Source organism: Kribbella sp. NPDC104218, from assembly GCF_055584105.1.
On the sequence record NZ_JBVJMQ010000001.1, the window covers coordinates 1,655,316 to 1,674,463 of the forward strand.

Annotated in this window: 21 protein-coding genes; 13 read left to right on the plus strand and 8 right to left on the minus strand. The window is 69.2% G+C overall.

Translation table 11 applies throughout. The features are described from left to right. Positions 1-12 precede the first annotated feature (12 nt). Both ACZ6ZD_RS07920 and ACZ6ZD_RS07925 read left to right on the plus strand, forming a co-directional pair. Positions 13-1,143, plus strand: coding sequence for a zinc metalloprotease (locus ACZ6ZD_RS07920; protein WP_465669533.1), 1,131 nt, complete (start codon positions 13-15; stop codon positions 1,141-1,143). Positions 1,144-1,252: 109 nt separating this feature from the next. Then, a complete protein-coding gene (locus ACZ6ZD_RS07925) occupies positions 1,253-2,413 on the plus strand; it encodes a zinc-dependent metalloprotease family protein (RefSeq protein ID WP_465669535.1) in 1,161 nt (386 codons plus the stop codon). A gap of 16 nt (positions 2,414-2,429) precedes the next feature. Here the strand turns inward: ACZ6ZD_RS07925 and ACZ6ZD_RS07930 are convergent, their stop codons facing one another. Next, a complete protein-coding gene (locus ACZ6ZD_RS07930; RefSeq protein ID WP_465669537.1) occupies positions 2,430-3,275 on the minus strand; it encodes an NAD(P)H-binding protein in 846 nt (281 codons plus the stop codon). A 91-nt stretch (positions 3,276-3,366) separates the two neighbouring features. On the opposite strand from ACZ6ZD_RS07930, the gene ACZ6ZD_RS07935 reads away from it, so the two are divergent. Beyond that, positions 3,367-4,302, plus strand: a complete 936-nt coding sequence (locus ACZ6ZD_RS07935; RefSeq protein ID WP_465669539.1) for an AraC family transcriptional regulator — start codon at positions 3,367-3,369, stop codon at positions 4,300-4,302. On the opposite strand, the gene ACZ6ZD_RS07940 is transcribed toward ACZ6ZD_RS07935, so the two are convergent. After that, complete coding sequence (locus tag ACZ6ZD_RS07940) at positions 4,299-4,979, minus strand: dienelactone hydrolase family protein (protein WP_465669541.1); 681 nt, start codon at positions 4,977-4,979, stop codon at positions 4,299-4,301. The two genes, ACZ6ZD_RS07935 and ACZ6ZD_RS07940, sit on opposite strands and share 4 nt — an antisense overlap. A gap of 13 nt (positions 4,980-4,992) precedes the next feature. Next, positions 4,993-6,204 carry an MFS transporter gene (locus ACZ6ZD_RS07945; protein WP_465669543.1) on the minus strand — a complete coding sequence of 404 codons (1,212 nt, stop codon included), beginning with the start codon at positions 6,202-6,204 and terminating at the stop codon, positions 4,993-4,995. An 82-nt stretch (positions 6,205-6,286) separates the two neighbouring features. On the opposite strand from ACZ6ZD_RS07945, the gene ACZ6ZD_RS07950 reads away from it, so the two are divergent. Both ACZ6ZD_RS07950 and ACZ6ZD_RS07955 read left to right on the plus strand, forming a co-directional pair. Next, entirely contained in the window at positions 6,287-7,171 is an 885-nt protein-coding gene (locus ACZ6ZD_RS07950) for a LysR family transcriptional regulator (RefSeq protein ID WP_465669545.1), read from the plus strand. Positions 7,172-7,269: 98 nt separating this feature from the next. Then, positions 7,270-7,872 carry a glyoxalase gene (locus ACZ6ZD_RS07955; RefSeq protein ID WP_465669547.1) on the plus strand — a complete coding sequence of 201 codons (603 nt, stop codon included), beginning with the start codon at positions 7,270-7,272 and terminating at the stop codon, positions 7,870-7,872. Between the two features lie 135 nt (positions 7,873-8,007). Here the strand turns inward: ACZ6ZD_RS07955 and ACZ6ZD_RS07960 are convergent, their stop codons facing one another. Beyond that, positions 8,008-8,733 (minus strand): LysR family transcriptional regulator, encoded by a 726-nt coding sequence (locus tag ACZ6ZD_RS07960; protein WP_465669549.1) that lies wholly within the window; start codon positions 8,731-8,733, stop codon positions 8,008-8,010. 91 nt (positions 8,734-8,824) lie between these two features. Between ACZ6ZD_RS07960 and ACZ6ZD_RS07965 the strand changes: the two genes are divergently transcribed. Genes ACZ6ZD_RS07965 through ACZ6ZD_RS07975 form a run of 3 tightly spaced genes read left to right on the plus strand, consistent with a single transcriptional unit; the run spans position 8,825 to position 10,729 of the window. Beyond that, positions 8,825-9,904, plus strand: a complete 1,080-nt coding sequence (locus ACZ6ZD_RS07965; protein WP_465669551.1) for an ABC transporter ATP-binding protein — start codon at positions 8,825-8,827, stop codon at positions 9,902-9,904. A gap of 5 nt (positions 9,905-9,909) precedes the next feature. After that, on the plus strand, positions 9,910-10,329 hold the full coding sequence (locus tag ACZ6ZD_RS07970) for a protein-tyrosine phosphatase family protein (protein WP_465669553.1): 420 nt from the start codon (positions 9,910-9,912) through the stop codon (positions 10,327-10,329). A 4-nt stretch (positions 10,330-10,333) separates the two neighbouring features. Then, positions 10,334-10,729 (plus strand): RidA family protein, encoded by a 396-nt coding sequence (locus tag ACZ6ZD_RS07975; RefSeq protein ID WP_465669555.1) that lies wholly within the window; start codon positions 10,334-10,336, stop codon positions 10,727-10,729. A gap of 3 nt (positions 10,730-10,732) precedes the next feature. Here the strand turns inward: ACZ6ZD_RS07975 and ACZ6ZD_RS07980 are convergent, their stop codons facing one another. Further along, positions 10,733-11,134 (minus strand): hypothetical protein, encoded by a 402-nt coding sequence (locus tag ACZ6ZD_RS07980; protein ID WP_465669557.1) that lies wholly within the window; start codon positions 11,132-11,134, stop codon positions 10,733-10,735. Positions 11,135-11,211: 77 nt separating this feature from the next. On the opposite strand from ACZ6ZD_RS07980, the gene ACZ6ZD_RS07985 reads away from it, so the two are divergent. Beyond that, a complete protein-coding gene (locus ACZ6ZD_RS07985; RefSeq protein ID WP_465669559.1) occupies positions 11,212-11,838 on the plus strand; it encodes a MerR family transcriptional regulator in 627 nt (208 codons plus the stop codon). Here the strand turns inward: ACZ6ZD_RS07985 and ACZ6ZD_RS07990 are convergent. Continuing rightward, complete coding sequence (locus ACZ6ZD_RS07990) at positions 11,818-12,267, minus strand: Lrp/AsnC family transcriptional regulator (RefSeq protein WP_465669560.1); 450 nt, start codon at positions 12,265-12,267, stop codon at positions 11,818-11,820. The two genes, ACZ6ZD_RS07985 and ACZ6ZD_RS07990, sit on opposite strands and share 21 nt — an antisense overlap. Positions 12,268-12,360: 93 nt before the next feature. Here ACZ6ZD_RS07990 and ACZ6ZD_RS07995 point away from each other — a divergent pair, with 93 nt between their 5' ends. Next, a complete protein-coding gene (locus ACZ6ZD_RS07995) occupies positions 12,361-13,206 on the plus strand; it encodes an LLM class flavin-dependent oxidoreductase (protein ID WP_465669562.1) in 846 nt (281 codons plus the stop codon). Continuing rightward, positions 13,203-13,616, plus strand: coding sequence for a nucleoside deaminase (locus tag ACZ6ZD_RS08000; protein ID WP_465669564.1), 414 nt, complete (start codon positions 13,203-13,205; stop codon positions 13,614-13,616). The genes ACZ6ZD_RS07995 and ACZ6ZD_RS08000 overlap by 4 nt, the downstream gene beginning before the upstream one ends. A 40-nt stretch (positions 13,617-13,656) precedes the next feature. On the opposite strand, the gene ACZ6ZD_RS08005 is transcribed toward ACZ6ZD_RS08000, so the two are convergent. Both ACZ6ZD_RS08005 and dnaB read right to left on the minus strand, forming a co-directional pair. Then, positions 13,657-14,787 carry a hypothetical protein gene (locus tag ACZ6ZD_RS08005; protein WP_465669566.1) on the minus strand — a complete coding sequence of 377 codons (1,131 nt, stop codon included), beginning with the start codon at positions 14,785-14,787 and terminating at the stop codon, positions 13,657-13,659. Between the two features lie 212 nt (positions 14,788-14,999). After that, entirely contained in the window at positions 15,000-16,856 is a 1,857-nt protein-coding gene (gene dnaB, locus ACZ6ZD_RS08010) for a replicative DNA helicase (protein ID WP_465669568.1), read from the minus strand. A gap of 346 nt (positions 16,857-17,202) precedes the next feature. Between dnaB and ACZ6ZD_RS08015 the strand changes: the two genes are divergently transcribed. Both ACZ6ZD_RS08015 and ACZ6ZD_RS08020 read left to right on the plus strand, forming a co-directional pair. Next, positions 17,203-18,522: an MATE family efflux transporter gene (locus ACZ6ZD_RS08015; protein WP_465669570.1), complete on the plus strand. Its 1,320-nt coding sequence runs from the start codon at positions 17,203-17,205 to the stop codon at positions 18,520-18,522. A gap of 41 nt (positions 18,523-18,563) precedes the next feature. After that, positions 18,564-19,109: a hypothetical protein gene (locus ACZ6ZD_RS08020; protein ID WP_465669572.1), complete on the plus strand. Its 546-nt coding sequence runs from the start codon at positions 18,564-18,566 to the stop codon at positions 19,107-19,109. Positions 19,110-19,148 lie beyond the last annotated feature (39 nt).

Sequence of the window (19,148 nt, forward strand, 5' to 3'; positions counted from 1 at the left end):
GAGGAGATCCAGATGAGGCGCCGCCTTGCCTTACTGACCGCATTCACCGTGCTCGCCGCAGCCGCGCTCGCTGCCACCAGCGCGACCGCCGCCCCCGAATTCCCGGCCGCGCCTCAGCTGGCGCTCCCCGACACCGACGGCGACTCATTGCCGGACAGCTGGGAGATCAACGGGTACGACGCGAACGGCGACGGCGTCCTCGAGGTCGACCTGCCCGCGCTGGGCGCGAATCCCTTGAAGAAGGACCTGTTCGTCGAGATGGATTACATGGAGGGTCGGCTGGCCAGTGTCACCGCGCTGGATCGGATCGTCGAGATCTTCGCGCAGGCGCCGGTCAGCAACCCGGACGGCAGCACCGGGGTCGCCCTGCATCTCGACGCCGGGCCGGCCCGCGGTCCGGCGTACGACCTGGGCGGCGGTAACCAGGTCCCCTACGACGACGATCTGAACCCGGCGGCCAATGAGACCGGCCGGATCAAGTTCACGCATTTCTTCGTGGGCCGGAGGGCCGTCTTCCACTACATGCTCTGGGCCGACAGCTACAACGGCGGCTGCAGCGGCGGCATCTCGTTCTCGGTCCCGTTCGACCACTTCATCGTGACGGTCGGCCAGCGGTGCAACTGGAACGCCACCGACGACCGCAACGTCGGCACGTTCGTCCACGAGCTCGGCCACAATCTGGGCCTGCACCACGGCGGCTCGGACGCCGTCAACTACAAGCCGAACTACCTGAGCGTGATGAACTACGCCTGGCACTGGGGCGTCCGGAAGGCTGACGGCACGCGCTACTTCGGCTACTCCGACGTCGACGTCCCGGACCTGGACGAGAGTCAGCTGAACGAGGCCGACGGGCTCGGCAGCGCGGCCGCGCCGTTCAAGACCAGCTGGGTCTGCCCGAACCACCAGACCTGGTACACGCCCGGCCCGGCCAGCGACCCGATCGACTGGAACTGCGACGGGGACACCGAGGACGTCGCCGCGGTCGACATCAACTACGACCTCGTCAGCAGCACCCTGAGCAGCCAGAACGACTGGTCCAACCTCGTGTTCGGCGGCGGCCGGGTCGGCCAGGGGCCTGAGGTGCCGGCCACTCCCATGACCACCGACCTGCCTGAGCTGACTCCGGCTGAGCGGCGGCGCTGAGGTTCAAACGAGTGACCCAATTGGGCCATGGCGCTGCTCGGTCTCGCTTAGGTGACCGCGATCACTTACGGTACCGGGCAGATCACCCACCGCCCCCCTAGGAGATCTGATGAGGCGTCGCTCTGCCCTGCTGACCATGGCTGGCTCACTGGCCGCCATTGGTCTGGCCGCGACCAGTGCGATGGCCGCCGTACCGTCTGCCGACACAGCCACCGCCCCGGTTGTGTCGCAGGCGGTACTTGCCACCGACACCGATGGCGACTCGCTCCCGGACAGCTGGGAGACCAACGGGTACGACGCGAACGGCGACGGCGTCATCGACGTGGACCTGCCGGCGATGGGCGCGGATCCGCGGAAGAAGGACCTGTTCGTCGAGATGGACTACATGTCCGGTCTGCTGGCGACGACGGCTGCGCTGGATCGGATCGTCCAGATCTTCACGCAGGCGCCGGTCGACAACCCGAACGGGACCACCGGGATCAAGATCCACCTGGACGCCGGGTCCGCCCGCGGCGCGGCGTACAACCTGGGCGGCGGGAACGAGGTCGCCTACGACGCGGACCTGAACCCGTCGGCCGCACAGACCAACGCGATCAAGAACGCCAACTTCGCCCCGGCGCGGAAGGCGGTCTTCCACTACATGCTCTGGGCCGACAGCTACGACGGCGGCTGCAGCAGCGGCCAGGCCTTCAACATCCCGAACGACACGTTCATCGTCACGGTCGGCCCGAAGTGCTGGACGGCGAACGACAACATCAACGTCGGCACGTTCGTCCACGAGATCGGCCACAACCTCGGCCTCAGCCATGGCGGTTCGGATCACGTGAACTACAAGCCGAACTACCTGAGCGTGATGAACTACTTCTTCCAGCTCGGCGGCCTGCCGAAGGCCGATGGCACGCTATCGTTCAGCTACTCGAACGTCGAGCCGCCGGCCCTGAACGAGACCCGCCTGGTCGAGGCGGACGGTCTCGGCGCCTCGGCGTCCGCGTTCAAGACCAGCTGGAAGTGCCCGAACGGCACCTCCCGGACGACGTCCGGCGCGGCCAGCGGCCCGATCGACTGGAACTGCGACGGCGACGCGACGGACGTGACCGCGGCCGACATCAACGACGACAATGCCAACAACACGCTCACCGCCCAGAACAACTGGGCCAACATCGTGTTCGGCGGCGGTGCGGTCGGTCAGGGCGCCAACGTCCAGCCGAAGACGGCGAAGGCCGAGCTGCACGAGATGACCGCCGACGAATGGGCCGACCTGCAGCGCTGACTGCGCTGGTAGGAGCTCAAGCGGCCCAGATGCCGGTCTGCGCGGTGGCGCGGGCCCAGTCGGTGAAGTCGCGCGGCGCCCGGCCGAGGATGCGCTGGACGCCGTCCGACACGTACTCCGAGCGGTGGTTGCGGATGACCGCGAACAGGTCGCGCACCGCCTCGGCGTCCTCCTGGGTCTGGCCCTGCTCGACGAGCTCGGCGACGTGCTGTTCGGGGTCGAGGTCGACGTAGCTGATCGGACGGCCGATCGCGGTGCTCAACTCGGCGGCGACCTCGGCGAGGGTCAGCGTGCGCGGGCCGGACAGGGCGTAGCTCGCGCCGGTGTAGGCCTCACTCAGCAAGGTGGCGGTCAGCACGTCGCCGATGTCGTCGGTGTCGATCCAGGCCTCGGCGCCGGCGCCGGCCGACAACCGGAGCTGACCGGCGAGGACGTCGTACCGGAGGAAGTCCTCGCTGAAGTTCTGGGCGAACCAGGCCGGCTGGATGATCGTCCAGGCCGCGCCGCTTTCCTGGACGGCGTGCTCGAGGTCGAGTTGGCCTTGGTAGACGGCGAATTCGCGGCCGGGGCTGCCGACGCCGCGACCGGACAGCAGGACGACGCGGCGCAGTCCTTCGGCGGCGGCCTGCTTGATGAAGCGACCGGCCTGCGCGAGCCCGGTCGGCCCGACGGGCGGCGCGAGGTACGCCGTTTCGGCGTCCGCGATGGTCGGCGACCACGTCCTCTCGTCGTACCAGTCGAAGCGCTGCGCGCTGGAGCGCGAGGCCAGCCGGAAGGGGACGCCGCGGGCCTCGAGCTGGGTCGCGACGCGGCGGCCGGTCTTGCCCTTGCCGCCCAGGATCAGAATCGGTGAGTTCGTCATGGCTCAAGTTCATCGCGATCAGGTGAGTCAAACCATGGCTGTTCGGCGCAATTGGATGTTCGAAACGCTCAGGACGGCGTACGCTGCCGGGATGGACGTACTCGACGACCTGCTCGCCGGGACGCGCGCGGTGGACGGCGTGTTCAACCTCGGCATCCTGAACACGCCCTGGGCGCTGGAGATCCGCGACGAGGCGCCGCTGGCGATCGCGACCATGGTCCGCGGCGGCGGGTGGATCAGCCGGGCCGGGATCGAGCCGCTCCGGATGGCCGAGGGGGACGTCGCGATCTTCACCGGCCCGGCGCCGTACGTCGTCAGTGACGAGCTGAGCACCGCGCCGCAGCTGCGGATCAACCCCGGCAACGTCTGCGAACCGTTGCCTGGGGCACCTATTGACTACAGTGAACGCCTGGGACCGCGGACGTTCGGCCTGCGCGTGAGCGGTGACGTGATGATTGCCAGCGGCACCTATACGGTCGCGGGTGATGTCAGCCGGCGGCTCGTCACCGCGTTGCCGCCGGTGCTGGTGGTACCGGCCGCGGACGTCGCCGGGCCGGTGATGGAGATGATCTTCGACGAGATCCGGCGCGAGTCGCCCGGGCAGCAGAGCGTGCTGGATCGCTGGCTCGACCTCGCGCTGATCGTCACGCTGCGGGCGTGGTTCGCGCGGCCCGAGTCGCACGCGCCCGGGTGGTACCAGGCCCAGACCGACCCGGTCGCGGGTGCGGCGCTGCGGCTGCTGCACGCGGAGCCGGCGTACCCCTGGAGCGTGCCGGAGCTGGCGGATCGGGTCGGGGTGTCGCGTGCCGGGCTGGCGCGGCGTTTCACCGCCGTCGTCGGCGAGGCGCCGATGAGCTACCTGACGAGCTGGCGGATCACACTCGCGGCCGATCAGCTCCGCAGTACGCAGGACACCGTCGAGACGATCGCGCGCCGGGTCGGCTACGCGAACGCCTTCGCGCTGAGCGTCGCCTTCAAACGCGTGCGCGGGACGACACCGAGCGCGCACCGCCGCCAGGTCGCCTAGCTTTTGATGAAGGCGAGCGTCTGCGGCCAGGCCAGCTTGAAGGCGTTGGCGTTGACCTCGCTGCCGTGCCGCATGCGGTCGGAGAAGCCGTGCTCGGCGCCGGGGAAGTACTGCGTGAAGGTGGCGCCGGCCGACCGGGACTGCAGGACAGTTTGGAGGGCCTCGAAGTCCGCGTTGGTGACGAGCGTGTCGGCGCTGGGATAGCTGACCAGGACCGGTGCGGTGATCGCGGCCGCGTCGCCGATGGCGTCGTACGTGTGATGCGGCGGCAGGTCGGAGGGGACGGTCGGGTGGTAGGCGATCACGTTGGCGAGCCGGTGGTCGCGGGCGCCGAGCAGCAGGGCGAAGCGGCCGCCGAGGCACCAGCCGATCACGCCGACCTTGGTGCAGCCCAGCTCGTCGAAGAGGTAGTCGACGAGGGCCTGCTGATCGGCGAGCGCCTGGTCGTCGTCCAACTGACTCGCGAGCGGGAACATCTCCTCGCGCGGGGTGTTGTCGGTGCTCTTCCCCTGAAAGGGATCCCAGACCAGGGCCGTGATCCCCGCGGCGGCGAGCTCGTCCGCCCAGTCGCGGATCTGCTCGCCGATGCCGGTGATCATCGGGAGCAACAGCATCCCCGTCCGGCCGACCCGCGCGAGATAGGCGTCCTGCTCTCCGACCGTCACCGTCACACCCATGCGCGCATGCTAGTTAAAGCATCCGGGGTACCGCGACATTGACCAGGATCAGGATCAGCGCGGAGAAGACGACCAGCGCGGTCGCGGCTGGGAGGAGCGCGATCCCCAGTCCGATGGCGAGGACCGGGACGGCGAGCCCGGCGTACGCGATCAGGAAGAGCGCGGCCAGCACCTCGCCGCGAGCGGCCGGGTCGGCGAGCGAGGCGGCGGTGGCGACCGCGCCGCGGAAGACCAGGCCGACGCCGGCGCCGGCGATCACGCCTCCGGCGATGAACAGCGCGAGACTCGGCAGCAGACCGCCGACCGCGATCCCGATCAGACCGGCCGACATCAGGACCAGGCCGAGCCGAAGCTGATTGCGCCGGGCCATCCGGACGAAGACGACCTGGCTGACCGCACCGGCGATGAAGACGACGAAGGCGACGACGCCGGCCAGCGCTCGCGACGGGTGGTGCAGGACGCCGGCCAGGAAGGTGGGCGCGAGTGAGGTGAACAGACCGAAGATCGCGAACGCCGCGAAGGCGCCGATCGCGGTCGCGAAGAACAGCGGCTTCGCGGCAGCCGGCAACGCGACCCGCTGCGGCCGGTACGCCGGACGCTCCTCCAACCGCTCGACGGTCTCCGGAACCAGCGCGATCCCGAGCGCGCTGAGCAGCAGCAGAATCAGGAAGATCTCGTACGGGCGCACGAGCGGACCGGACACATACTGGGCGAGCAGCCCGCCGACCAGCGGACCGAAGGCCAGCCCACCGAGGTTGACCATGCTGGAGATCAGGGCCGAGCGGCTCGGGTCCTCGGCCGGGCGCGCGATCTGCCGTAGCTCGGACAGGTGCGCCGTCGCGGTCGCAGTCAGGACGCCGACGCCCACGCCGGAAATGAAGCGCGCGAGCAGCAGGCCGGGGACGGCCGGCCAGATCAGGAAGATCGCCGCCGCGACTGCTTCGGCGAGGACGGCGAGCAGCGCGACGCGGCGCCGGCCGAGCCAATCGCTGACGTGACCGGCCAGGTAGAGGCTGACCATCACGCCGACGGCGTACGCCGCGAAGATGATCGTGATGACGTACGTCGGGAACCCGTCCCGGCGCTGGTAGATCGCGTAGAGCGGGGTCGGCACGGTCGAGAAGGCCATCGTGGTCAGGAAGGCCGCGGCGATCACCCAGAAACCCGGTGCGTGCGCGAACCGCACCCGGGCCATGGTCGGGCGGGACTGCGTCAAGGTGGACATATCAACCATGGTCGTCCAGTTGATCTATCGAGTCCAACGAAAGTTCTTGCACTCTCTTATCGTCATTGTCGATAATTACTCGATGGACAGCCGGCAACTCGAGTACTTCGTCGCGGTCGCCGAGGAGCTCAGCTTCACCCGGGCCGCGCAGCGCCTGTTCACCGTCCAGTCGACGGTCTCGGCGGCGATCCGGGCACTGGAGACCGATCTGAAAACCACACTTTTCGATCGGTCCACCCGGCGAGTGCTGCTCTCGGACGCCGGTGTCGCGCTGCTGCCCGAGGCGAAGGCGGCGCTCGAAGCGCTCGACCGCGCGCGAGCCGTCGTCGAGGAGGCGTCGACCGGGCTGCGCGGCAACATCCGGATCGGCACGATGACCCGGCTCGGGCTGGTCGACCTCGCACCGCTGCTCGGCGCCTTCTACCGGCGCTACCCGCTCGTCGACGTCCAGGTCACGACCTCGCCGACCGGGTCGAGCGGCCTGGCCGACGACGTCCGGCACGGGCGGCTGGATCTCGCGCTGCTCGGTCTGCCCCCGGCCGAGCTGACCGGGCTCGACGTCCGCGAGTTGATGTCCGTCCCGTTCGCCGTCCTGGTGCCGCCGACGCACCGGCTCGCCGCGGGCGCCGGCGTCCGGCTGCAGGAGCTGAAGGGTGAGCGGTTCGTCGACATGCTGCCCGGGTTCGGCAACCGGCGGATGGTCGACCGCGAGTTCGAGCGGGCCGGAATCCCACGCCAGGTCCACGTCGAAGTCCCCGACCTGAGCGAAGTCCCCGAGTACGTAGCCGCCGGCCTCGGCATCGCCGTCGTCCCCGACATCCCAACCACCCTGGACGACGTCGTCCGCCTCCCCCTGGTCGACCCCACCCTGTCCTGGACGTTGTCCGTAGCAACAGCCGCCGGCCGCACCCCCACCCGCGCCGTCACCGCACTCCTCGAACTACTCACCGCCCTCCCCCAGCCATAACCACTGGGTTATCGCTCATGACCAACTTCGCCGTTGTTCCCACCAGCCGCGACCAGGAGCCTGGAAACAACAGACCCATCCCCTGGAAAGGCAGTTGAATGAGCGTTTTTGAGAGCGTGACGTTGGAGGTGGCGGATGCTGAGGGTGCTGCGGCGTTCTATGAGGCGTTTGGGCTGAGTTCTTATGTGCGGGTGCGGAGTGGGCGGGCGGCGACGAGTGGGTTTCGGGGGTTTGCGTTGTCGCTGGTGGCGTCGCAGCCGGGGGATGTCGACGCTTTGACGGCGACTGCGGTCGGGGCTGGGGCGACGGCGACGCAGGCGGCGACGAAGAGCTTCTGGGGGTACGGCGGGGTGGTGCGGACGCCCGACGGGACGCTGTGCAAGATCGCGACCTCGAAGAAGAAGGACGTCGCTCCGGTCACCGGGCGGATCGACCAGGTGGCGCTGTTGCTGGGCGTGGCCGACGTCAAGGCGAGTAAGCAGTTCTACGTCGGCAAGGGGCTCGCGGTGGGCAAGAGCTACGGCGGTAAGTACGTCGAGTTCGACACTCCGTCGGCCGCGGTGACGCTGGCGCTCTACCCGCGCCGGGCGCTCGCCAAGGACGTCGGGACGACCGAGGACGGCGGCGGCTCGCACGGGATCGTGTTCGGCGGCCGGGCCGGGACGTTCACCGATCCCGACGGCTTCGAGTGGGAGAACTGACCAGCTCGACGAAGGCACGTGCACGAGGCGACAAGGCGCCGTCCCGCCAGACGAGCACCCATTCGGTGGGCGGCGCATCGTGCACGGGCACAAACACGACACCTGGGTGCGTGTAGTAACGGAGTACGTGCTCGTTCAGCGGAGCGACCGCTTCGGCGGCGGCGCGATCCGGGTCAGGACCTCGTGGAACGTGGTGACCAACGGGCCGCGCGCGACCGGCCGGCCGCTCGGGGTGCGGGCCGGGACCATCGCCTCGATCCAGTACTCCGGGAGCGGACCGGCATCGACGACGAGCTGACCGGCGAAGTCCTCCATCGACACCGAGGGCCGACCGGCCAGCTCGTGCTCGGTCCACACCGCGAGCACCCGGCCCTCGGCGAACACTGTCGGCCCCTCGACGAGATCGGGCTCGCGGACCGGGCGCCAGACGAGCGCCAGCTCCAGGTCGCCGGATCGCAGCGCGCCGAACGGATCGCTGAAATGGATCTCGTGCAGGGCGACGTCACAGCCGGGATGCCGCTCGCGGAACTCGGCCAGCAGATCGCGGATCTCGTGGCCGACCGCGCCCATCACCCCCAGCCGGACCGTCCCGCTCACGCCCTGCGCCGCCTCGGTCGCCTTGACCACGCCGGTGCGGATGGCGTCGTACCCGGCCCGGAGGTCGTCGCGGAGTTGCTGACCGAGCGGAGTCAGCGTCACGGCTCGGCTGGTCCGCTCGAAGAGCGGCGCGCCGATCCGGCGCTCCTGCGCCTTGATCGACTGGCTGACCCGCGCCTGGGAGACGTGCAGCCGCTCCGCGGCGCGGCCGAAGTGCAGCTCCTCGGCGAGCGTCAGAAAGATCTCGATGTCGCGGAGCTCCACGCCGCCCACGATAGTCGCCGCCTTACTTCACCGGGGAATACATCTCGGCCGGGACCGGTTGTCGAGAAGTAGCCGAGGAAGGAAGCGCGACATGGCAACTGTCTCGTTCAAGGGAGCAACCCGGATCTACCCGGGGACCGACACCGCCGCCGTCGACAGCCTCGATCTCGAGATCGAGGACGGCGAGTTCATGGTCCTCGTCGGGCCCTCCGGTTCCGGTAAGTCGACCGCGTTGCGGATGCTCGCCGGGCTGGAGGAGGTCAACGACGGATCGATCTCCATCGGTGAGCGCGACGTCACCAACGCCCCGCCGAAAGACCGCGATATCGCGATGGTGTTCCAGAACTACGCGCTCTACCCGCATATGACCGTGGCCGACAACATGGGCTTCGCGCTGAAAATGCAGGGCATCCACAAGGAGGAGCGCGCCAAGCGCGTGCTCGAGGCCGCGAAGCTGCTCGGCCTCGAGGAGTACCTGGACCGCAAGCCGAAGGCCTTGTCCGGTGGTCAGCGCCAGCGCGTCGCGATGGGGCGCGCGATCGTCCGCAGTCCGCAGGTCTTCCTGATGGACGAGCCGCTGTCGAACCTGGACGCCAAGCTGCGCGTCCAGACCCGCACCCAGATCGCCGAGCTGCAACACCGCTTGGGCGTCACGACCGTCTACGTCACGCACGACCAGGTCGAGGCGATGACGATGGGCGATCGCGTCGCCGTGCTGAAGGACGGCGTCCTGCAGCAGGTCGACACCCCGCTGAACCTGTACGACCGGCCGCGGAACAAGTTCGTCGCCGGCTTCATCGGATCACCCGCGATGAACCTGCTCGACGCGCAGATCGTGGACGGCGGCGCGAAGGTCGGCGACTACGTCGTCCCGATCGCGCGGGAGCTGCTCGCGAAGGCGGGCTCCGACAAGACCGTGACGCTCGGCGTCCGGCCCGAGGCATTGCACATCGCGGACGACGGACTGCCGGTGAAGGTGGCCGTGATCGAGGAGCTCGGCTCCGACGCCTTCCTCTACGGGACGGCCGAGCACACCGACCTGAACCAGCAGATCATCGCCCGGATCGGCACCCGGCTGCACAACGACAAGGGCGAGATCATCCATCTCGCTCCGGATCCGGACAAGCTGCACCTGTTCTCGGCGTCCACCGAGGAGCGTCTGGTTAGCTAGGCGAGGTGTGGAACAACGACACCCCTGGAGTTCTGACGCTGCCGTCTGGCCGTCGTATTCGCGGACGTGGTCTGCGGAACGGCCCGGCGGCAGAGCCGTTGCCGACGTACGGCGTTTATCTGCTGGGCTCTGAGCCACCAGCGGTCGAGTGGGAGTCGCGCTGGCTGCGCTGGCCGGACTTCCGGCTGCCGTCCGATCGCACACTGGCCCGGTCGGTGTTCGCTGATGCGCTGGAGCGGGCTGGGTCGGAGCGCGTGGAGTTCGCGTGCGCCGGTGGGCGGGGGCGGACCGGTACGGCGTTGGCTTGCCTGGCCGTACTGGACGGCGTACCGGCTGAGTCTGCGGTCGCGTACGTGCGGGAGAACTACGACCGACACGCGGTGGAAACTCCGTGGCAGAAGCGGTACGTGCTCAGGTTTCATTAGCCGAGTGACGATCACGCGCTCGAACCCTGACGGACTGCACCCGACCCCCGGCTACCACCATGTGACCCGTGTCCAGGCGGACACCACCATCTATCTCGCCGGGCAGTGCCCGCTCACGCCCGGGGGCGAGCTCGCCCCCGGCGGCCTCGTCGGCCAGACCGACCAGGTCATCACCAACATCCTGACCGCGCTGGCCGGAGCCGGCGCGAGCGCGGACGACGTCGTCCGCACGGTCATCTACGTCAACAGCACCGACCGCGACGAGCTTGCCGCGGTCTGGACCCGGCTGAACGAGTCCCCGCTCGCGCCCGCCTTCAAGTCGGCGTCGACGCTGCTCGGCGTCGCCCAGCTCGGCTTCACCGGGCAGCTGGTCGAGATCGACGTCACCGCAGCGCTCTGAACGTCAGGCGCTGATCAGGCCGACGCCCAGGGTCAGCGTGCCGAGCGCGAGGGCCGCCGCGCCGATCCAGAGCATCCAGATCGCCTGGTTCGGCTGCGTGCGGCCCTTACCCGCGGAGGCGGCGAAGAAGCCGCCGGACATCAGGACCGCCGCGATCGGCGTGGCCACGCGGGCGATCCACAGCCAGACTCCGGTCAGGTCCGTCTGATCGACGTACAGCAGGCCGACCAGACCGAGGATGACCAGGACGCCGGCATGTGCGTGGCCTGCCCGGGCGAAGGATTTCTGGAAGTCGGTCATCGGGACCTGGCCGCGGACGATCTTGGTCATGAAGTAGCCGCCGAACTCGATGGTCACGATCGTGAGCAGGATCAGCCCGGCCACAACGCGTGATGTGTCACTCATTGTTCCGCCTTTGGATAGTGAAGGTATCCGCTTATGGATACTGATACTATCCATCGGTAGGCGACGAAAGGCAAGCGATGCGGATCGGCGAGCTGAGCAAGGCGACCGGGATCCCGGTGCCGACGATCAAGTACTACCTGCGGGAGGGGTTGCTGCCGGCCGGCGAGTTGAGCAGTCCGAACCAGGCGGCGTACGGCGAGGCGCACGTCCGCCGGTTGCGGCTGGTGCGGGCGCTGGTCGATCTGGCCCAGGTACCGGTCGCGCAGGTGAAGGAGATCGTCGCCTCGCTCGACGCGGACGACGTCCCGCTGCACGACCAGATCGGCCGGGCGCACCGGGCGTTGATCCCAGCACGGAAGCAGACGGCGTCCGCGGAGGCGCGCGAGGTCGCGACTGCCGAAGTCCGCGAGCTGCTGGAGCGGCGCGGCTGGCAGGTCGAGGCGGACGGGCCGGCGCTCGCTACCTTGGTCGAGACGGTCGCGACGTTCCACACCCTCGGGCAGCAGAATCTCGTCGGATTCCTCGACGCCTACGCCGCCGCCGTCGAGCAGTTCACCGAGCTCGAAGTCGAAGCCGTCACCGCGCACCCGACCCGCGACCAGGTCGCGGAGTCCGTCGTCATCGGCACGATCCTCGGCGAAACCGTCATCTCGTCACTGCGTCTCCTCGCACAGGAGTCGATCTCAGCCCGCCGCTGGAGCTGACGGACCGCGGTACGACTGGGTCTGCGAGTAGACGAGGTTCGTCGTCGTACTCCCGAAGTCGGTCAGCTCGTTGACGAGCTCCTCCAGATGCGGCATCGACGCCGCCGCGACCTTGAGCGTGTAGCAGTCGTCACCCGTCGTCCGCAGACATTCGAGGATCTCGCCCCGCTCGGCCAGCAGCCGGCGCAGCGGCTCGTGCTTGTTCCCCGGGTACTTGAGCCGGACGACGGCCAGCACCGGGAAGCCGACCTTCGTCAGGTCGATCTGGGCGCGGTAGCCGGTGATGACCCCTTCGGACTCCAACCGGCGGACCCGCTCGGTCGTCGCCGACGAGCTGAGGCTGACCCGCCGTCCGAGCTCGGTCAGCGAGATCCGCGCGTCCGCCTGGAGTTCGGCGAGGATTGCCCAGTCGGTCGAATCGATGGCCATCGCGCCAATCTACCGGGGATTCCCCGGCGATCGGGGGCTGATGCCGGTCGGATTCTCTTCTGGAGCGACCTGTTGCCTCGATAACCTGACGGGGTGGAAATCGGCGTGAACGTCCCGAATTTCGGGCCTGGTACGAGTCCGGCGCGGCTGCGCGACTGGGCGCAGGTGGTGGAGGGGCTCGGGTACGACCTGTTGATGGTGTCGGACCACGTGGTGATCACGCCGGATGTGGCCGAGCAGTATCCGGCGCCGTTCTACGAGCCGTTCACGACGCTGAGTTGGCTGGCCGGGCTGACGTCGCGGGTCAAGCTCGGGACGACGGTGCTGATCGCGCCGTACCGGCATCCGTTGCTGGTGGCGCGGATGGCCGCGAACCTGGCTGAGCTCAGCGACGACCGGTTGATCCTCGGCGTCGGCGCCGGCTGGGCACAGCAGGAGTTCGCCGCGCTCGGCACCTCGCACGAGACGCGCGGCCGCCAGACCACCGAGCTGCTCACCACCCTGCGGAGCGCCTGGGCCGACACCGCGGACTACGGCAAGACCACAATCCCCTTGTGGGTAGGCGGAAACAGTGACGCCGCCATCCGCCGCGCCGTCCGGTACGGCGACGCCTGGCACCCACTCCGGCAATCGCTCGATTGGTTGCGCGCGGCAACAACTCGGGTCAGCTCGTTGGCTGCCGCGCTCGATCGTCCCGTCCCGCTGTTCACGCCACGCATCCTGCTCCGGCTCACCCCCGAGCCGCTGCCCGACTCGCGACTCGCCGGGGAGGGCTCGATCGAGCAGGTGCTGGCCGATCTCGACGTACTGCGTTCACTCGGCGCGAGCACCGTCGTCCTGGACCCCTTCGTCGGCGACCCCGCCGAAACCCTCCGCCCCGAAGCCGCCTGGCAATCCCTGGCCACCCTCGCCGCTCACCACTCCCCGGAGCCCTCATGACGCCCGAGTCCGAACACTTCCTCCGCCGCGCGATCGAACTCGCGGCCGAATCCCGCGCCGCCGGCAACCCGCCGTTCGGCTCGCTCCTGGTCGCCCCGGACGGCACGATCGTCGCCGAAGCCCACAACACCACCATCACCGACAACGACATCAGCCTGCACCCCGAGCTGAAACTCGCCGTCTGGGCCGCCGCCAACCTCCCCCGCGAGACCGCGGCCAACACCACCATGTACACCAGCTGCCAGCCCTGCCAGATGTGCGCCGGCGCCCTCGCCCGCTCCGGCCTCGGCAACGTCATCTACGCCCTCACCCCCGACCTCCTCGGCTCCACCCCCTTCCCCGCTGTCCCCCAAGACGGCCCGCACCTCACCGCAGAAGCCCAAGCCCCCGTCGCCGGCTACTACAGCTAAAGCAGCGCGCCCAGCTTCTTCCGCGGCGAGGCGTTTTGGTTCAGAGGCCGGCGTGGAAGGCGATCCGCTCGCGGGTCGGCTTGGGCAGACGGCTGCGCGAGAGCAGCTCGTGGATCGCCTCGCGGTCGCCTGGGCCCAGGCGCTCGTACATTGTTGCCGCGCGCAACTCCAACCAGTTCTGCAGGTCTTTCCGCGCTGCGGCCGCGAGCGAGCGATCGACGTCCAGGCTCGCCTCCAGGGCGCCACGTACGCGACTCCAGCCGCCGAGCTCCCGACGTACGAGCCAGGCCGCTCGCCGCTGATCCGGCTCGGCGGACGCCGCCGCTGCTGCGACCTCGTCGTACCCGACCCCCGGCAACGAGACGAGCAACCGGGCCGCGCGCTTCACGACCGCCCGGCTGGGGTCGGCGAGCGCGTCGAGCAGAACCTGCCGCGGCGGCGATTCGCCCGGCCACAGGTCGAGGGCAGCCAGCCGCGCCCGCGGCTCCGCACTCACCAACGCAGCCCGCGCCTCCGCCTCGCTGAGCCGCTGACCGACCTCCCGCAACCCGATCAACGCCAGGCCAGTCCGCGGCAGCGACCGATAGAACCCGACCGGATCCCGGCCGGCCCGCCGGTACCGCCACCGCGCAGCCTGCCGCACGCGACTCGACCGATCGAGCATCCGCTCCTCGAGCTCCGTCGGCTCGAACGCCTCATCAGCCGCTCCATACAAAGCAGCCAAGCGGCCTTCGACATAGCTCGACCCCAAAAACCGCCCTTTCGCGGCCACCGGGTCGATCGCCATCCACCGCTCGGCCAGCCGACGCCGCAGCAACTGGTCCGGCTCGCCGAACACGCGGGCTGCCACCTCCTCAGCGGTCAGCGCGTCGAGCACCCGGTCGTACGCAAACCGCCGTACGAGCAGCTCCTCCGCCTCCAGCAGCTCTCGCGCCTCCACCTGCCCCGCGTACGACGCCAACGCCGCCGGCCCCATCGGACGCCGCTGCACCCGCAGCAACACCTCCAACACGACCACCGCCGGCCGCCCAGTCAGCGCCCCGATCGCAACCTGACGCACCTGCTCGACATGATCCACCGCCCGCAACGCCAAGAACCGAGCCGCCAAGTCGCCGTCCCACTCAGCCAGCGCCCGCGCCGCCCGCTCCCGCACATACCCATCGGCGTGCATCGACGCCAAACAATCCGCCAGCCGATCCCCCCGCCCGACCCGCGCAGCCCACTCGCCCCGCCGATCCAACGGACTCCCCGCCCAAAAATACGGCCGATACCGCTCCACCAGCCGCACCAACTCCCCCGCCGGCAACCCCTCCAACCAAGCCAGCAGCTCCCCATCCCCCAAGCGCAAGGCCTCCCCCAAAGCCCCCACCCCGGCCGCGACCATTACCCGTCGTGCGCCATATCCACAAACCGCGAGTAATGCCCCTGAAAAGCAACCACCACATCAGCAGTAGGCCCATTACGATGCTTCGCAATAATAAAGTCCGCCTCCCCCGGCCGCGTCGACTCCCGCTCATACGCATCCTCCCGATGCAACAGAATGACAACGTCAGCATCCTGTTCCAGGCTGCCGGATTCGCGGAGGTCGGAGGCCATGGGGCGTTTGTCGGAGCGTTGTTCGGAGCCTCGGTTGAGCTGACAGATGGCTACGACGGGGAGTTCTAGTTCTTTGGCGAGGAGTTTGATGGAGCGGGAGAACTCGGAGACTTCGAGTTGGCGGGACTCGACTTTCTTTCCTGAGGTCATCAGCTGGAGGTAGTCGATGATGATCAGGCGGAGGTCGTGGCGCTGTTTGAGGCGGCGGGCCTTGGCGCGGATCTCCATCATGGTGAGGTTCGGGGAGTCGTCGATGAAGAGCGGGGCCTCGGAGACCTCGCCCATTTTGCGAGCCAGGCGGGCCCAGTCCTCGTCGGTCATCTTGCCGTTGCGCATGTGATGCAGGGGGACCTTGGCCTCGGCGGAGAGGAGTCGCATGGTGATCTCGTTGCGGCTCATCTCGAGCGAGAAGATGCACGAGGTGAGGCCGTGCCGGATCGAGGCGGAACGGGCGAAGTCCAGGCCGAGGGTGGAGTTGTGGGTGGGGATCATCGTCTTACCGGCCAGGTAGAGGTGGTCGGGGTTGTCGACCTCCACGCAGCGGACGGGGACGGAGTCGACCGGGTCGATCCACTCGATCCGGCGGTCGCCTTCGCCGGCCAGGGCGGCGGGGAAGCCGTGGCCGGTGATCTGGCGCGGGGCGGAGCCGGGGATCGGCGGGGTGAGGCCGGGGCTCGCGGACATCGCGGTGTGCAGGTCGGCGGTGGTGCAGATCAGCGGGCGGCCGCCGTCCTCGACGAGCCACTGGTGCTCGGCGTCCGCGACGATCGCGCTGCCGTCGGAGAACGAGAGCCGGAAGCACGGGCGGTCGATCAGGACGTCGGTCACCGCGACGACCGTGGTCGGGACGCCGGTCGCGTCGAGCAGCTGATCGCCGACGGCAACCTCGGCCATCGTCGTCCAGCCGGTCGGGGTAGGCAGCGGGGTGTCGAGGGCGAGCGCCTTACCCATGGCGGGCCGGGCGGCGACGATGATCATCTGGCCCGGGTGCAGCCCGTTGGTCAGCTCGTCGAGATCGGTGAAGCCGGTCGGGACGCCGACCATCGCGTCACCGCGGGAGTCGATCGCCTCGATCTCGTCGAGGGCGCCCTCCATGATGTCCTTCAGCGGGGCGTAGTCCTCGGTGGTGCGCTTCTCGGTGACCTGGTAGATCTCGGCCTGGGCCTCGTCGACGACGTCGTCGACCTCGCCCTCACCGGCGTACGCGAGCTGGACGATCTTCGTCCCGGCCTCGACCAGGCGGCGCAGGATCGCCTTCTCCCGGACGATGTGCGCGTAGTAGCCCGCGTTAGCCGCGAGCGGCACCGAGGCGACCAGCGTGTGCACGTACGGCGCGCCGCCGATCCGGGTCATGTCACCGCGTTTGGTCAGCTCGGCGGCGACCGTGATCGCGTCGGCCGGCTCGCCGCGGGCGTAGAGGTCGGTGATCGCGTCGAAGACCGACTCGTGCGCCGGGCGGTAGAAGTCCGTCCCGCGGAGGGTCTCGATGACGTCTGCGATCGCATCCTTCGAGAGCATCATCGCGCCGAGGACGCACTGCTCGGCCGCCAGATCCTGCGGCGGGGTGCGGTCGAAACCCATCTCCGGGTTGCGCTCCTCGCGACCGCCGCCGTCTCCGCCGCCCCGGAACTCCGCAACGCTCACAAGCCCGCCTCCATCATCCGTCGCTGCCCCGGTCACCGACGGCAGGGCTCGAACACCTGATCGAACCGTAGCCGCGCCGACCGACAAAATCGCTGCCGCCGACTCGCGCGACCGTACGCCGCTGTCGTCCGCAGGTGTTAGCTCGTCATCCACAGGCAGTGGGGAAACCCTGTGGAGAAACCGGCGAAACCGTGTGCACAGGCTGAGCACAACCCTGTGGATATCTGCGGATACTTACCCACAACATCGCTCTGACCTGCGGTTTTGTCGGTGCACAACTGTGGAGAAGAAAAAGTCGGCCACCTTGTGCACAGCCGCCTCCCCAGCCGTGGGTAACCTCGCTGCGGTGAGCCGCAAACGGGTGGGGGAACAGGATCGCGAGATCCTCCGGCTCGCCGTCCCCGCGTTCGTCGCCCTGGTGTCCGAGCCGCTGATGTTGCTTGCCGACTCAGCGATCGTCGGTCATCTCGGCACCCCGCAACTGGCCGCGCTCGGGATCGCGGGCACCATCCTGCAGACCCTCGTCGGCATCTGCGTCTTCCTCGCCTACGGCACCACCTCGGCCGTCGCGCGCCGCATCGGCGCAGGCGACCACAAGGGCGCCCTGGCGCAGGGTATCGACGGCCTCTGGCTCGCCCTCCTGCTCGGCGTCGTCCTGGCCGCCGCGGGCGCTCTGCTGGCGCCACAGGCGATCGGCGCGTTCAACCCCTCCCCGGACGTCGCTGACCACGCAGTCACCTACTTGCGGATCTCCTGTATCGGCATCCCCTCGATGCTGCTCCTGCTTGCGGCCACCGGCGTACTGCGCGGTCTGCAGGACACGAAGACCCCGATGGTGGTCGCCATCAGCGCCAACCTGGCGAACGTCGTCCTCAACGTCGTCTTCGTCTACGGCCTGCACCTCGACATCGCGGGCTCCGCGCTCGGTACGGCGCTCGCCCAGACCGGAGCGGGTGTCGCACTGGTCGCCGTCGTCGTCCGCGGCGCCCGCCGGGACGGCGCCAAGCTCCGGCCGGACCGACCGGGCATCATCGCCTCCGCCCAGATGGGCGTCCCGCTCGTCGTCCGCACGCTGACGTTGCGCGCGGCAATCATTCTGCTCACGTTCGTCGCCACCGCCCTCGGTACGACGTCCGTCGCCGCCCACCAGGTCGCCTTCACCCTGTGGAACTTCCTCGCGCTCGCCCTGGACGCGATCGCGATCGCCGCCCAAGCCCTGACCGGACGCGCGCTCGGCGCCGGTGACGTCGCCGGCACCCGTTCGATCACCCGCCGGATGATGTGGTGGGGCCTGTACTCCGGTCTGGTCTGCGGGCTCGCCCTGTGGGGTCTGCACCCGATCTACGTGCACTGGTTCAGCGCCGACCCCGAAGTCCAGCGGACGCTCGCTGCGATCATCCTGGTCGCCGCTGTCTGGCAGCCGCTGAACGGCGTTGTCTTCGTGCTGGACGGCGTCCTGATCGGCGCGGGCGACGGGCGCTACCTGGCCGTGGCCGGGGTGATCGCGTTCGTCCTGTACGTCCCGCTGGCGCTCAGCGTGCTCTGGTTCGACGGCGGTGTCGTGGCGTTGTGGTGGGCGTTCGGCGGGTTCATGCTGCTGCGGCTGCTGACGTTGCTGACGCGGGAGCGTCGCGACACGTGGCTCGTGACCGGAGCTACCCGCTGACCCTGGGGTGCGGCATCGTTGAGCGCGAGGAAAGGAGCGGTATGGCCGACAAGGACGACGAGTTGGATCGCCTCGAGGAAGAGGACGCGGAACGACTCGACGACGAGGAGCTCGAACGGGCGGCGCACGACCAGCGCGAGCTCGACGAAGCCCGCGACCGTCGCCAACTGCTCGACGCCACGGCCGAGACGAGCGAGGCGATCCGGCTCGCCGAGGCCGACGCCGGCGTCGATCGCCACCGCGCGCTGGCCGACGCCCAGCGCCGCCAGGCGCGCAGCGACCGCGCCCACGGCAACCACCTGCTCGATGAAGCAGCCGCCGGCCCGGACGAGCCCGGCGCCGCTGCGACCGCAGCCGCCGGACGCCGCTACCAGCGCGCGGCAGAACGCGAGGACCGCGGAGCGGCGTACGACGACCGCGTAGCGGACCGGTACGCCGGTGGCGACGTACCAGTCCGGCGGGAGCAGGCGCCGGCGAGTGACGCCGCCCGTCGTCCGGCCGAACCGCCGGAGGCCCGCAAGTTCATCCGCAAGACCAAGAAACGCGAAAAGCAGACCGGCCTCCGCGACATCGGCCTAGGCGACTAGCCCGCCCTCCGGGCGGGGCGGGCGGGGCGGGGGCACGGC

Bases quoted from the DNA above. Each gene is read 5' to 3' on its own strand.
- ACZ6ZD_RS07920 (WP_465669533.1), top strand. From the start codon at position 13: ATGAGGCGCCGCCTTGCCTTACTGACCGCATTCACCGTGCTCGCCGCA.
- ACZ6ZD_RS07925 (WP_465669535.1), top strand. From the start codon at position 1,253: ATGAGGCGTCGCTCTGCCCTGCTGACCATGGCTGGCTCACTGGCCGCC.
- ACZ6ZD_RS07930 (WP_465669537.1), bottom strand. From the start codon at position 3,275: ATGACGAACTCACCGATTCTGATCCTGGGCGGCAAGGGCAAGACCGGC.
- ACZ6ZD_RS07935 (WP_465669539.1), top strand. From the start codon at position 3,367: ATGGACGTACTCGACGACCTGCTCGCCGGGACGCGCGCGGTGGACGGC.
- ACZ6ZD_RS07940 (WP_465669541.1), bottom strand. From the start codon at position 4,979: ATGGGTGTGACGGTGACGGTCGGAGAGCAGGACGCCTATCTCGCGCGG.
- ACZ6ZD_RS07945 (WP_465669543.1), bottom strand. From the start codon at position 6,204: ATGTCCACCTTGACGCAGTCCCGCCCGACCATGGCCCGGGTGCGGTTC.
- ACZ6ZD_RS07950 (WP_465669545.1), top strand. From the start codon at position 6,287: ATGGACAGCCGGCAACTCGAGTACTTCGTCGCGGTCGCCGAGGAGCTC.
- ACZ6ZD_RS07955 (WP_465669547.1), top strand. From the start codon at position 7,270: ATGAGCGTTTTTGAGAGCGTGACGTTGGAGGTGGCGGATGCTGAGGGT.
- ACZ6ZD_RS07965 (WP_465669551.1), top strand. From the start codon at position 8,825: ATGGCAACTGTCTCGTTCAAGGGAGCAACCCGGATCTACCCGGGGACC.
- ACZ6ZD_RS07980 (WP_465669557.1), bottom strand. From the start codon at position 11,134: ATGAGTGACACATCACGCGTTGTGGCCGGGCTGATCCTGCTCACGATC.
- ACZ6ZD_RS07985 (WP_465669559.1), top strand. From the start codon at position 11,212: ATGCGGATCGGCGAGCTGAGCAAGGCGACCGGGATCCCGGTGCCGACG.
- ACZ6ZD_RS07990 (WP_465669560.1), bottom strand. From the start codon at position 12,267: ATGGCCATCGATTCGACCGACTGGGCAATCCTCGCCGAACTCCAGGCG.
- ACZ6ZD_RS08000 (WP_465669564.1), top strand. From the start codon at position 13,203: ATGACGCCCGAGTCCGAACACTTCCTCCGCCGCGCGATCGAACTCGCG.
- ACZ6ZD_RS08005 (WP_465669566.1), bottom strand. From the start codon at position 14,787: ATGCACGCCGATGGGTATGTGCGGGAGCGGGCGGCGCGGGCGCTGGCT.
- ACZ6ZD_RS08020 (WP_465669572.1), top strand. From the start codon at position 18,564: ATGGCCGACAAGGACGACGAGTTGGATCGCCTCGAGGAAGAGGACGCG.